A 12497-nucleotide genomic window follows, 5' to 3' on the forward strand; every position below is an offset into this window, starting at 1 on the left:
CGCTGAGCGGTTCCCCAGCAGCGCTGGGCTGTGGGTTGAACGTGATCAGTGGGCCCCTCGCATGCAGGCCCAGATTCCCCAGCCGGCTTCTGCTTCTGTTGCCGGCCATCGTCCGGGCAGGGCTGCGGCGACGTCTTCGGGTGGCAAGTACAGCGGCCCGTCCTGTCCGAGCTGGTTGATCCACAGCAGGACGCCGTCCGCGGCCAGTACGCGGGCAGTCTCGGTAGGGAAGAGCAGCATGTCGATGGCGGCGACGGCAGCGATGGAGGCGTCGGCGACGGGCAGGGCGCTGGCGTCGGCGCGTACGCGGGACGGGGAGCGGCCGGCGGCCTGGCGGAGCATTTGTTCGGAGAGGTCGAGGCTGATGACAGTCGGGAATGCGGATGTGAGGCGGCGGGTGAACTGGCCCGTGCCGGAGCCCACCTCCAGACAGGGGCCGTAGGTGAGGGGTCGTGCGCGGGTGAGGGCGTCGCGCAGCGGGTCGGCGCGGCCGGTGGCCTGGGTGGTGTCCCATTCGGGGCGAGCCGGTCGAACAGCCCGGCGAGGAAGTCGGCTTCTGCGGCGCCCCAGGTCCGGCGGCCGGCGGCCAGGTCGCGGGCGAAGGCCCGGAAGGCATCTGCGGTGTATTTCGGCGGCAGCGGTTTGCCTTCCGGGCTGGACAAGACGCGCGGCAGCAGAGGACTCATGGGTCCAGTTGAGCATCTGCCGGGCAGCGTTGGAATCGGCTTGCGGGTGGAGAGGATGCCCTACCCCCGGGCGGACGCGTCGGCGGTGGTCAGTTGTGGCTGTGGTGCTCGCCGTGGGTGTGGTTCTGGTTGGTGTCGGGGGCGCCGCCCATCATGCGGAGCATGTCCCTTCCGCCGGTGCGCAGGAATCGGATGAGGAGGGCGGCGGCCAGGATGAGGAAGGCGATGTTGAGGAAGGTCGTGTAGTTCCAGGTGACGCCCTCCATGGGGAGCTTCGCGTCGGCCTGGTCGGGGATGAGGCCGAGGCCGCCGAAGGTGAACTCCACGATGTACCCGGCGATGACGGTGGCGAGGTAGAAGGTGCCGAGGAGGAAGAGGGCCATCTTCGCGCCGTAGTACTTCCGGTAGATGTTGAGGATCGGCAGGATCAGCAGGTCGGCGAAGATGAACGCGACGACGCCGCCGAAGCTGATGCCGCCCTTCCACAGCACCACGGCCAGGGGCACGTTGCCGATGGAACAGACGAACGAGGCGATCGCGACGAGCGGGCCGATGATCGGCCCCCAGAGCTTGGATGCCAGCGGGTGGCCGTCGAAGAAGAAGGTGCGCCAGAAGGAGTCCGGTACCCAGGCGGCGATGGCGCCGGCGATGAGCAGGCCGATGACCAGGTCGCGCAGGATCGCAGCCCATTCCATGACGAACACGTGGCTCGTGGAGGTGAAGCCCTCACGGGACAGCAGCCGGCGGGCGAAGGAACCTTCGCGCTGTACGGACATGTCCATCGCGGCGTGGCCCTCCATGGAGCCGGCCAGTCCGCGGTCGGCCTGCTCGCGGGCCTGGTGCAGGAGCTTGTCTCGCAGGAACAGGCGGAACAGCACCGCCAGGACGACGATCATGATGGGGCCGCCGACGAACTCCGCCGCGGTGAACTGCCAGCCCATCAGCAGAGCGAGGATGACACCGAGCTCGACGACGAGGTTGGTGGAGGCGATCTCGAAGGCCATCGCGGCGGTGAAGTTGGCGCCCTTGCGGAACAGCGAGCGGGCCAGCGCCACCGCGGCATACGAGCACGAGGACGAGGCGGCGCCGAGGCCGGCGGCGATGGCGAGCGTGCGAGGGCGGTGGTCGCCGAGGAGGGAGACGACGGTGGACTTGCGGACGACGGCCTGGACGACGGCGGACAGGGCGAAGCCCAGGATCAGGGCCCAGGTGATCTCCCAGGCCATGGAACCAGCGATCGACAGTGCGTGCAGTACGGCGTGGATCATCCCTGAAGCCTTCCGAGGCGAGCACGACATGGGGTCCACCGACACGTCACACCCGGCGCGTGCTGCGAGGCGGGGGCTGTGCATGGGGCGCCACCCGCGTGGAGGGGCGCCCCACGCGGGGTCAGCCGACGTTCAAAGTCAGAGCCCCGGTGTGGAGCTTGCCGCCGGCCTGGAACTGCAGGAACAGCCGCCAGTTCCCGGAGGTGGGCAGTTCCGCGTTGAAGGACAGTTCCGGCCCGCCGTGGTCGCCGTTGACCTTGGTGGTCGGGTGGAGGTGAGCGAACGCGGAGTCGCCCTCGTGGAAGGCGGTCAGGTGGGCGTAGGTGTCGAGGTAGGGCTGGAGGTCGGTGACGGGCTTGCCGTCCTGGGTGACGGTCACCGCCAGCGGGTGCTCCATCCCGGCCATCGGATCGCCCTTGACGGTGACGGTGTACCCGTCGACGTCCGCGGTCTTGGCTGCGGCCGGCAGCGGCGTCTTCGTCGCGGTGCCCGGGACGGTGGTGGTGCGGGACAGGACGAGGGCGGTGCCCTTCCCGGCTCCGCTGTCGGGCGTGAAGGAGGTGAACATCCGCCAGGAGCCGGGTGCGAGCGTGTCCAGGTCGGCGGTCCAGGTGCCGTTGGCGGCCATGGTCGGGTGGATGTGCTGGAAGCCGGTCAGGTCGGAGCGGATGGCGTAGAAGTGCATCCGCTTGGTCTGGTCGAGCGCGAAGGCGGTGACGGGCTTGCCGTCCGGGCCGGCGACCGCGAACCGGTAGGCGGCCTGCTTGCCGGCCGGGAGGGTCGTGTCCTTGCTGGTGAGGCGGTAGCCGTCCTTGTTGTCCGCGAGGCCGTTTCCGGCGGCCATGTGATCCATGCCGGGCATGTCGCCCATCGAGGGCGAGGTGCTCGCTGAGGAGGACGCCGTCGGCTTGGCGCCGTGGTCCATGCCCGGCGTCGACGAGGAATCGCTGGAGGAGCCGCAGGCCGCCAGGGTCACCGCCAGGACAGCAGCGGTGCCGGCCGCCGCGAGGGCACGACGGCGCACGGTGGGACGGGAAGAAGCGAACATGTGAGTGGTCTTTCCGGGTGGGCGCACCACGCCGGGCGGGCGCGCGGAGATGAGCAGGACACGTCGCCGGTTCCGGGAGAACATCCGGGTTCCGGCGGGGCTGCCCTGTCAGGTCCGCGCGATGCACACCTGGAGCAGCAGACTTCGCCCGCCTGGGGGCGCTGGGCCGCGCCGCTCCGTCCGGTTCGGGGCCAGGTGGCTGCCGACCAGGAACAAGGACGCAAGGACCGCGACAACGGCCAGCAGGCCGGGTGTCGTCAGCGGGGTTGTGTCGCGTGCGGGCGTCGAGACACACGTCGTCCCGTCCATCGCTGCCGAGACTGACGCCTGCTGGAGGCCGGGATGCGTCATCACGGGCACCGTCGCGGACTGCATCGCGTGGGGGTTTTCGTGGATCCCGGCGTGCGCGGGCATCGCGCCGTGGCAGCCCTCGGCGGCGCTGGCTGGTGCGCCGTGCATGAGAAACAGGCCGAACAGGACCGCACACAACGCCAGTAACCGGGCGATACCCCGCCTGCGTGCCGGTCCGCTGCCTGCCACCACTGCTTCCCTCCACACGCCACCGGACGCGGCCGATGCGTCGTTCTGTCGCCTCGACCATACCCCGGCCCGGTACCGGGTGCCGGTGCATCAAGCCGCTGGGGCCACTGCCGTATTCCTTGCAGGCATCATCCGGCGTGGTGGGCGAGGGCGGCATGCGGATCGCCGCCGCCGGTGGTGTGGTCGGTATGCACAGTGGCTGCGGTCAGCCGCGGGACGGCGTGGATCAAGGTGTGCTCGGCTGCGACGGCCAGGGCGTGGGCCTGGACCACGGTGAGGTCGGGGTCGACGACGATGTCAGCTTCGGCGCGCAGGGCGTGGCCGATCCACCGCATGCGGACCTGCCCGACGTCGCGGACGCCCTCCACCGCGCGCAGCGCGGTCTCGGCGGTGTCGACCAGGGCGGGATCCACGGAGTCCATCAGCCGGCGGTAGACCTCGCGGGCGGCATCGCGCAGCACCATGAGGATCGCCGCGGTGATGAACAGGCCGACGATCGGGTCTGCGGCCCGCCAGCCCAGTGCGGCGCCGCCCGCGCCGAGCAGGACGGCCAGAGAGGTGAAGCCGTCGGTGCGGGCGTGCAGGCCGTCGGCGACCAGGGCTGCGGAGCCGATCTTGCGGCCTGTGCGGATGCGGTAGCGGGCCACCCACTCGTTGCCGATGAACCCGGCCACCGCAGCCGCAGCGACGGCCCACAGGTGCGTGACGTCGCGAGGGTTGAGCAGCCGGTCGAGGGCCTCGTACGCGGCCAGGGCGGAAGAGGCGGCGATGGTGAGCACGATGGCGATGCCCGCCAGGTCCTCGGCGCGGCCGTAGCCGTAGGTGTAACGGCGGTTCGCCGCCCGCCGCCCCAGCACGAACGCGATGCCCAGCGGCACGGCGGTCAGGGCGTCTGCAGCGTTGTGGATGGTGTCACCCAGCAGCGCCACCGACCCCGACATGGCGACGACGACCGCCTGGATGATTGTGGTCAGCCCCAGGATGCCCAGCGACAGCCACAGCGTGCGCATCCCCTCCTTCGAGGTCTCCATCACCGAGTCGACCTTGTCCATCGCCTCATGGCTGTGCGGGGTGAGCAGGTGCGAGATCTGGTGCCGGATCCGCGACCACCGCGAAGCGCCGCCCCCGTGGTCGTGACCGTGGTCATGATCCTGCTCATGGCCGCGTCCGGCATCCGCTCCGTGGCCGTGCCCCGACCCGTGCTCGTGGCCGGTTCCCGGCTTGTCGTGACCGTGGTGGTACTGCTGGCTCACCGGGTGCTCGCTCTCAACAGAAGGCCAAGAAAATGGACGAGAGTCCCACCTGCCTATTATGTGCGTATGAACGCACGCATGCATCTATCACCTGCGCAGGGTTCGCACCCGCAAGAGCCGGGCGGTGAGCACTTCCGGGTTGCGGCCGAGATCCTGGGCCTTTTGGCCGACCGCACCCGGCTTGCGCTCCTGCACGCCCTAGCGGCAGAGGAGGCGGACGTCACATCGCTGTCGGAGGCGGTGGACGCGGCACGACCGGCGGTGAGCCAGCATCTGGCCCGGCTCAGGATGTCGGGCCTGGTGGCCACCCGCAAAGAGGGCCGCCGGGTGATCTACGCGCTGGCCGACGGACACCTGCGGCGTCTCATCATGGAAGTGCTCGATGTGGCCGACCACCGGCTGACCGGGCGCGCACCCCATGCGTGACGTGCGCGCCTGGCGACGTGTTTCTCAGGCCGGGGCTGGTGCTGCGGCCGGAGCGGGGTGGAGGTGTCCGGCGCGGCGCAGGCCGGTCAGGGCGGTGGCGCAGCCGAGCCCGAGTGCGGTAAGTGCCGCCCACGGAAGCCACGGAACGTGGGCGCGGGCGGCGAGGTCGAACAGAGCCCCCACCGCGAGATTCCCTGCGGCGACGGCGATACCGGCCACGGTGCTGTAGGCGCCGTAGTAGGTGGCCACCAGACGCTCGCCCGACAGGCGGACCAGGGTGTCCATCTCGAACGGGTACAGCAGCGCGGAGCCGGCGGCCAGCAGTGCCGCGCAGGCCACCAGGCCGGCGAGGCCAAGGACCGCGCCCAGGCCGTGGGCGGCGTGGTGGGGGCCGGGCAGCATGGGCAGGAACGCCGCTCCCATCACTGCCAGGCCGATCGCGATGGCCTTCGGCGCATCCAGGCGTTTCCTGGCCCAGTCGGTGAGCCGGAGCTGTCCGGCGACGGCGACCAGGGCGGAGACGGAGAAGACGACGCCCATCGCGGTGCCGCTGGAATCACCCACCAGGACGCGTGCTTGCAGGGGCAGGGCGAGGTAGGTCTGGAAGGCCAACAGGTAGGAGCCGGCCATCGCGGCGGAGAACAGCACGAAGGGCCGGTTGCGGACAATCGCCCGCCAGTCCGCGGCGATTCCCCGCCACCCGTTCGCGGCCTGCGGGTCCGGTGCCGGGCGCCGGGCGGGCAGGGCGCGGGCCTGGACGATGGCCAGCACCCCGAAGACGGCTGCCGAGACCGTGCAGACGAGGCGGAAGTCGAAGGTGAGCAGGGCGAGTCCGGCGAGGGGGCCGAGCAGGATGCCTGCCTGGTAGAAGACGTTGAAGCAGGAGAATGCCTCGACCCGGCGCTCGCCGGCGCCGTCGGCGATGTAGGCGCGGACCGCCGGGTTGAACAGTGCGCCGGCGAACCCGGTGGCAGCCGAGGCGATGATGAGGGCGGGCAGCGTGTCGGCGACGGCCAGCAGTACGAACGCGGCCGTCCGCAGGCCGCAGCCGGCCAGGATCATCGGCTTGTAGCCGATCCGGTCGGCCAGGGTCCCGCCGAGCCAGAACATGCCCTGCTGGGACAGGTTGCGTACGCCCAGTACCAGGCCGACCGCCCAGACGGCGAGGCCGAGGCCGTGGGCGAGGTGGTCGGCGAGGTAGGGCATGAGCATGTAGAAGCCGAGGTTGATGCCGAACTGGTTGGCCATCAGCAGTTGCAGGCTGGGGTCGAAGGAGCGCACTTGGGCGCGCAGGCGCCTCACCGGGCACCGGCCAGCACGGTACGGACCGCGGCGGGAGCCGGGTCGGTGACCGAGGTGCAGCGCGTCCAGGACGTGACTGTCTGCTCGCACGGGTCGGTGATCTCGTCGGGCTCCTCGGGCAGCGGTACCGGGGTGTCGAGGAGGTGGTGACGGTGGCACCAGGCGTCGTTGTAGATCGTGTCGAGGTAGCGGTGGGGCCCGTCGGGGAAGATCGCGGCGATCCTCGTTCCGGCGGGGTAGGTGCGGGCGGCCCACCCGGCGACCCGCGCGACCGCGCCCACGCTCCAGCCGCCCGAGGCGTAGTGATGGCGCGCCAGTGCGCGGCAGGCCGACACGGCTTCGGCGGGGGCGATCCAATGGACCTCGGTGAACGCCTCGTAGGCGACGTTGCCGGGGTGGATGCTGGAGCCCAGGCCGCGCATCAGCCGCTGTCCGGCGGGCTGCCCGAAGATCGTCGATCCGGTTGCGTCCACGCCGATCAGCGTCAGGTCGGGGAATGTCCGGCGCAGTGCGGTGGAGATGCCCGCCGAGTGGCCGCCGGTGCCGACGGAGGCGACCAGGACGTTGATGCGGCCGAGTTGGGCGATGAGCTCGGCGGCCAGCGGTGCGTAGGCGGCGGCGTTGTCGGGGTTGTTGTACTGGTCGGGGCACCAGGCGCCCGGTTGTGCGGCCAGTAGCTCGGCCACCTTCTCCCGCCGTGCTTGCTGCCAGCCGCCGGTCGGGTGGGCGGCGGTGACGGTTTCGATGCGGGCGCCATAGGCGGCCAGGGCCCGGCGGATCGCGGGCTCCAAACCTGGGTCGGTGACTACGGTCACCGGGTGTCCGAAGGTGATGCCGGCCAGGGCCAGGCCCAGCCCGAGGGTGCCGCTGGAGGATTCGATGATTGGCGCGCCGTCGGCCAGTTCGCCGCGGGTTCGGGCGCGGGCCACCATGTGCAGGCCGGGGCGGTCCTTGATGCCGCCCGGGTTGTGGCCTTCGAGCTTCGCCCAGAATCCGCGGCCGGCACTGGCGAGGGGTTCGCCGATCCACAGGACGGGGGTGTGGCCGACCAGATCGGAAGGCTGGCGGGCGCAGGCGGGGGCAGGGGCGTATGCGTGGGTGTCCATCACGGTGTCACGACTCCTCGCCCCGGCCGGACATCGGCAGGCTCGGGGCATCGGCGGATCAGGGCGCGGACACACAGCCGCCCGGGCTCCGCCCGGCGGTGCCGGACAGGGTGGGGTGGAAGGCGGCTGTGCGGGACCGGTCAGGTCCGCGCCACACACAGGGCCGTGAGAGTGCAGCGTCCGCCGACGGCGCTGTGGTCGGGAGCCCTCGCGGTGCCGGCACCAGTCAGTGCGGCGGCGGGCGCATCAGGCCGGGTATCGGCCGGACGTGCGCCCCCGAGTGCCGGCGGGGCCGGGGCGTCGCTGCGGATCCGGTCCACCACGTGGTCGCCCGTCTCGGGGCAGCATGGTGCCCGCTGCGGAAGGGAGACCGTGACCTCGCCGCCGGATGCGGCGACGGGAGCGGCAGCTGCGGGAGGCGCGTTCAGCGGGTAGTGCTGGCCCTCGAATCCCGGGCCGTGGCTGTGCATGCAGCCAAGGAGGTGGAATGCCACCCAGATCAGGACGACGAGCACGCCGCTGTCCCGCGCGCGGCGATGCGCTGGGGAGAGCGACGCCGCACCGATCATGCACCCAACGTATCTCGCTAACCACACAAAGTCACAATTGGTGGAGTTCGACCCGCCGAAGGGCTGGCCGGCGAACATTCACCTTCGTCGAGCCGAGTCCCGAGCCATCGCCGAGGTCACGTGCCTGTTCACCTCAGTGGCAGCCGCCGGTGACCGGTGTGAGCCGGCCGTCTTATCGCTGGTTTTCCGCGTCTAGGCTGGGCCGGTACCCGGCACAGCCGGGCGGGCAAGAGGAGCTGAGCGGGCGATGACGGACGGCGACCAGGAGCTGGCGGACGAGCAGCGGGGGCACTGGCAGCACACCTACGCCGCTCATCCCGGCATGTATGGCGAGGAGCCTTCCAGCCCCGCGATCCATGCCGCCGCCGTGTTCCGTGCGGCCGGGGCGAGGGAAGTGCTGGAACTCGGGTCCGGGCACGGCCGTGATGCCCTGTTCTTCGCCCGGGAAGGTTTCACCGTGCAGGCGACCGACTTCAGCCCGACCGGCCTGGAGCAGCTACGTGAGGCAGCCGGCGTGCAGGGCGTCGGCCAGCGGGTGACCACCGTCGTGCACGATGTGCGCGAGCCGCTGCCGCTGCGAGACGGCTCCGTGGACGCGGTGTTCGCGCACATGCTGCTGTGCATGGCCCTGTCGACCAAAGAGATCCACGCCCTGGTGGGCGAGGTCCGCCGCGTCCTGCGGCCAGGAGGCACCTTCGTCTACACCGTCCGGCACACCGCCGACGCCCACTTCGGCGCCGGCACCGCCCACAGCGACGACATCTATGAGCACGGCGGCTTCGCCGTGCACTTCTTCGATCGCGCCCTGGTCGACGCACTCGCCGTCGGCTGGACACTGGAGCAGGTGCACGCCTTCGAGGAGGGAGACCTGCCGCGCCGCCTGTGGCGGATCACCCAGAGCCTGCCCCGATGACCGCAACCGCCCTGCTCCGGCCGTAATCGCGCCGCCGGCGCGTGAAGAGTCAGGCGCGGGCTGCGCCGCCAGCCACGGCGAGGCGCAACGGCCAAGATGACCATGTCCGTTCACGTACCGACTCTGCGCGTCCGTCGTGACTCGCGTTCAGCAAACGACCGGGCGTCGGTTGATCAGTCTTCGAGTTCGTGCCGTACGCGGCGCGACGGGTTGAAGGTGTAGAGGTCGAGGATGTCGGGCGCCTCCGCCAGTCCGGGGCCGCCGTTCTTGACCCAGGCGGCGATGTCGGCTGCGGCGCCGGGGTCGTTGACCTGGCCGAGCCAGACGGGCCGTCCGCCGGCCGCTCGGCCTTCGGTGGAGGGCTGGATGGCGATGACGTTGGCGCGCTCGCACGCGTCCAGGCAGTCGGTCCGGCGCACCATCGCCACCCCGGCCAGCATGGTGCGCAGATCGGCCAACTGCGCCTCGTGGTCCAAGCGCGGGACCTTCACTGCGGTGCCGCAGCAGCAGCCACGGCAGACGGTGACCGTGGGCCGGGCCGCCCCCGCAGCGGGCTCTGCTTTCTTGGTGCGGCGGCTCACTGCTGGCTCCGGGTGGGTGCGGCGGCCCGGTTCCAGGCGGCGTCCCGCAGCAGCCGCAGCCCGTTGAGGCCGACGATCACGGTCGACCCCTCATGCCCCAGGACACCGAACGGGAGCGGCAGGTGCCCGGCGAGGTCCCAGATGACCAGGCCGGAGATGAACATCGCGGCAATCACCAGGTTCTGCACCACCAGGCGCCGGGCGGCGCGGGACAGGCCCACAACGGTGGGAACGCTGGCGAGTTCGTCGCGGACGATGACCGCATCGGCCGTCTCCAGGGCGAGGTCGGACCCGGCCCGCCCCATGGCGATACCGGTATGGGCGGCGGCCAGCGCGGGCGCGTCGTTCACGCCGTCCCCGATGACCAGCACCTTGGCGCCGGCCTTCGCCTGCTCCTGGACGGCGGTGGCCTTGTCCTGGGGCAGCAGTCCGGCGCGGACGTCGCTGATGCCGACCTCTTCGGCCAGCAGAGCGGCGGCGCGCGGGTTGTCGCCGGTCAGCAGCATCGGCGCGCTGCCCGTCAGCGTGGCCAGGGCGGCGACGGTCGCGGCGGCGTCGGGCCGCAGCCGGTCGGCAATGCCCAGGACCCCCACAGGTACGCCGTCACGCTGGACGAGGACGGCCGTGCGGCCCGTTTCCTCCAGGCTCTCGGCGGTCGTCGCGGCCTCGGTGAAAGTCTCGTCGGTGCTGCTGAGGAGTCGGGCGGGGGCGCCGACCGCGATGGTGTGGCCCTCGATCGTGGCGGTGACTCCAGTGCCGGGGGCGGAGGTGAAGTCCTTCACGTCCGGGATGGCCAGGTGGCGGGTGCGGGCGGCGTCGACGACGGCGCGGGCCAGCGGGTGCTCGCTGGGATGCTCCGCGCCGGCCGCGAGCACCAGGAGGGTGTCCTCATCCAGGCCGGAGCCGGTCAGCGGACGGACGTCGGTAATTCGGGGGGTGCCCTCGGTCAGGGTGCCGGTCTTGTCCAGGGCGACCGCGTCGACCTGCCCGAGGCGCTCCATGACGACGGCGGACTTGACGAGGACGCCGTGGCGTCCGGCGTTAGCGATCGCGGAAAGCAGCGGCGGCATGGTGGCCAGCACCACAGCGCACGGCGAAGCGACGATCATGAAGGTCATCGCCCGCAGCAGCGAGGCGGTGAGGTCGGCGCCGAAGCCCATCGGCACCAAGAAGACCGCCAACGTCGCGAAGACCATGCCGAGGCTGTAGCGCTGCTCGACCTTCTCGATGAACAGCTGGGTCGACGCCTTGGTCTCGGAGGCTTCCTCGACCATGGCGACGATGCGGGCGATCACGGAGTCGGAGGCGTCCCGCTCGACTTTCACCCGCAGGGCGCCGGTGCCGTTCAGGGTTCCGGCGAAGACTTCATCCCCGGTCCCCTTCGCCACTGGCAGCGGCTCACCGGTGATGGTGGCCTGGTCGACGTCGCTGGCCCCCTCCAGCACTCGGCCGTCGGCTCCGACCCGCTCGCCGGGGCGGATGAGAACGGTGTCGCCGACGGCGAGGTCTGCGGTGGCGACCGTCTCCTCGCTCCCGTCGTCAGCCAGCCGGGTGGCCGTGCTGGGGGCGAGGTCGAGCAGACCGCGGACCGCGTCCTGGGTGCGGGCGGTGGCCAGCGCCTCCAAGGCGCCGGAGGTCGCGAAGATGACGATCAGCAGCGCACCGTCCATCACCTGCCCCATCGACGCCGCACCGATCGCTGCCACGATCATCAGCAGGTCCACATCCAACGTCGCCTCGCGCAGGGCCTGGAGCCCTGCCCAGGCCGGCTCCCAGCCACCGGTGACATAGGCGAGCGCGTACAGCGGGCCCCACGCCCAGGCCGGGGCGCCCGTCAGCTGCAGCGGCAGCGCGACCAGGAACAGCACCAGCGCGGCCCCGGCCCAACGGGCCTCGGCCAGAGCGAACACCCGCGTACGACGGCGCGGCACCGCCGCCGGAGCAGCGGAAATCGCCCGTTCGGGACGCTGGAGGAGAGCGGAAGGCATGACAAAACAACCCTTCACGGTCAGAGGACGGCAACACATCCACCGTACAGGAATATATGAACAGGTCTTCAGGTGTGCCAGGTAGGATGAGCGCTATGGGTCACGGAATGGACGACAAGGGCACCGCCACCACCCGCGAGCGCCTCGACGCTGTGGGGACTACTGACGTCGCCGCGACCCTCCAGGCCCTGGCCACCCCGTCCCGGCTGCGGATTCTCGCCCGCCTCCAAGAAGGCCCCTGTGCGGTCGGTGACCTCGCCGAAGCCGTCGACATGGAAGCCTCCGCCTGCTCCCACCAGTTGCGCCTGCTGCGCAACCTCGGCCTGGTCACCGGCGAACGCCACGGCCGCTCGATCATCTACGCCCTCTACGACAACCACGTCGCCGAACTCCTCGACCAGGCGCTGTACCACGTGGAGCACCTGCGGCTCGGAGTCCGCGACAGTCTGGCCGAGTTGCCCCAGGCCATCGTCGCCGAGTAGGGCCCGCCCCGTAAGTCGGACTTTCCAGGCACAGCACGCGTCGCTTCCGAAGCGGGCCGCGCGAGTGCTTCGTTGACGGCGGCTACCGGTCCTTTACGTGGGGGTGTGCCGTGCCGAGCGCGGTCAGGGTTGCGAGCCCGGAGGCGAGTGCCAGCAGGCCGACGAAACGGGGGTAGCCGCCGAGGGGCGCGGCGAGGACATCGCCGGCGAACGAGGCGAGCGCGGATGCGGCGGTTGCCGGTGCGGCGAGGACTCCGGAAAGAATGGGCAAGGTGCACGACGACCGGCTGCTGCTCACGGTCGGCATCGACGATGCGGTCCCGGCCGGTGCGCGA

The 12497-nt window shown here is 71.1% G+C and carries 14 protein-coding genes; 3 read left to right on the plus strand and 11 right to left on the minus strand.

Features of this window, described 5'->3' with window-relative positions; all coding sequences use genetic code 11:
• Nucleotides 1-45: 45 nt before the first annotated feature.
• The 5 genes from QMK24_RS26235 to QMK24_RS26255 form a co-directional block, all read right to left on the minus strand.
• Entirely contained in the window at nt 46-423 is a 378-nt protein-coding gene (locus tag QMK24_RS26235) for a class I SAM-dependent methyltransferase (protein WP_283469253.1), read from the minus strand.
• Nucleotides 424-775: 352 nt separating this feature from the next.
• Nucleotides 776-1951 carry a permease gene (locus QMK24_RS26240; protein WP_283469287.1) on the minus strand — a complete coding sequence of 392 codons (1176 nt, stop codon included), beginning with the start codon at nt 1949-1951 and terminating at the stop codon, nt 776-778.
• Between the two features lie 124 nt (nt 1952-2075).
• Nucleotides 2076-3002: a DUF8832 domain-containing protein gene (locus tag QMK24_RS26245; RefSeq protein WP_283469254.1), complete on the minus strand. Its 927-nt coding sequence runs from the start codon at nt 3000-3002 to the stop codon at nt 2076-2078.
• 108 nt (nt 3003-3110) lie between these two features.
• Nucleotides 3111-3461, minus strand: coding sequence for a hypothetical protein (locus QMK24_RS26250; protein ID WP_283469255.1), 351 nt, complete (start codon nt 3459-3461; stop codon nt 3111-3113).
• 209 nt (nt 3462-3670) lie between these two features.
• Nucleotides 3671-4795, minus strand: coding sequence for a cation diffusion facilitator family transporter (locus QMK24_RS26255; protein ID WP_283469256.1), 1125 nt, complete (start codon nt 4793-4795; stop codon nt 3671-3673).
• Between the two features lie 66 nt (nt 4796-4861).
• On the opposite strand from QMK24_RS26255, the gene QMK24_RS26260 reads away from it, so the two are divergent.
• Nucleotides 4862-5221 (plus strand): ArsR/SmtB family transcription factor, encoded by a 360-nt coding sequence (locus tag QMK24_RS26260; RefSeq protein ID WP_283469257.1) that lies wholly within the window; start codon nt 4862-4864, stop codon nt 5219-5221.
• A gap of 24 nt (nt 5222-5245) precedes the next feature.
• Here QMK24_RS26260 and QMK24_RS26265 read toward each other — a convergent pair whose 3' ends face one another.
• From QMK24_RS26265 to QMK24_RS26275, 3 genes are all read right to left on the minus strand, one after another.
• The gene (locus QMK24_RS26265) at nt 5246-6523 is read right to left on the minus strand and encodes an MFS transporter (RefSeq protein WP_283469258.1); all 1278 of its coding nucleotides are present in this window, start codon (nt 6521-6523) and stop codon (nt 5246-5248) included.
• A complete protein-coding gene (locus tag QMK24_RS26270) occupies nt 6520-7629 on the minus strand; it encodes a PLP-dependent cysteine synthase family protein (protein ID WP_283469259.1) in 1110 nt (369 codons plus the stop codon). Before QMK24_RS26270 ends, QMK24_RS26265 begins: the two co-directional genes overlap by 4 nt.
• 140 nt (nt 7630-7769) lie before the next feature.
• Complete coding sequence (locus tag QMK24_RS26275; protein WP_283469260.1) at nt 7770-8198, minus strand: hypothetical protein; 429 nt, start codon at nt 8196-8198, stop codon at nt 7770-7772.
• A 247-nt stretch (nt 8199-8445) separates the two neighbouring features.
• Here QMK24_RS26275 and QMK24_RS26280 point away from each other — a divergent pair, with 247 nt between their 5' ends.
• Nucleotides 8446-9111: a class I SAM-dependent methyltransferase gene (locus QMK24_RS26280; RefSeq protein ID WP_283469261.1), complete on the plus strand. Its 666-nt coding sequence runs from the start codon at nt 8446-8448 to the stop codon at nt 9109-9111.
• Nucleotides 9112-9284: 173 nt separating this feature from the next.
• On the opposite strand, the gene QMK24_RS26285 is transcribed toward QMK24_RS26280, so the two are convergent.
• On the minus strand, nt 9285-9692 hold the full coding sequence (locus tag QMK24_RS26285) for a (2Fe-2S) ferredoxin domain-containing protein (RefSeq protein ID WP_283469262.1): 408 nt from the start codon (nt 9690-9692) through the stop codon (nt 9285-9287).
• A complete protein-coding gene (locus QMK24_RS26290) occupies nt 9689-11680 on the minus strand; it encodes a heavy metal translocating P-type ATPase (RefSeq protein ID WP_283469263.1) in 1992 nt (663 codons plus the stop codon). Before QMK24_RS26290 ends, QMK24_RS26285 begins: the two co-directional genes overlap by 4 nt.
• Nucleotides 11681-11775: 95 nt before the next feature.
• Here QMK24_RS26290 and QMK24_RS26295 point away from each other — a divergent pair, with 95 nt between their 5' ends.
• On the plus strand, nt 11776-12162 hold the full coding sequence (locus tag QMK24_RS26295; protein ID WP_283469264.1) for an ArsR/SmtB family transcription factor: 387 nt from the start codon (nt 11776-11778) through the stop codon (nt 12160-12162).
• 82 nt (nt 12163-12244) lie between these two features.
• Here the strand turns inward: QMK24_RS26295 and QMK24_RS26300 are convergent, their stop codons facing one another.
• Nucleotides 12245-12460 (minus strand): hypothetical protein, encoded by a 216-nt coding sequence (locus tag QMK24_RS26300; RefSeq protein ID WP_283469291.1) that lies wholly within the window; start codon nt 12458-12460, stop codon nt 12245-12247.
• Nucleotides 12461-12497 lie beyond the last annotated feature (37 nt).

The organism is Streptomyces sp. PH10-H1 (assembly GCF_030063355.1).
GTDB lineage: Bacteria > Actinomycetota > Actinomycetes > Streptomycetales > Streptomycetaceae > Actinacidiphila.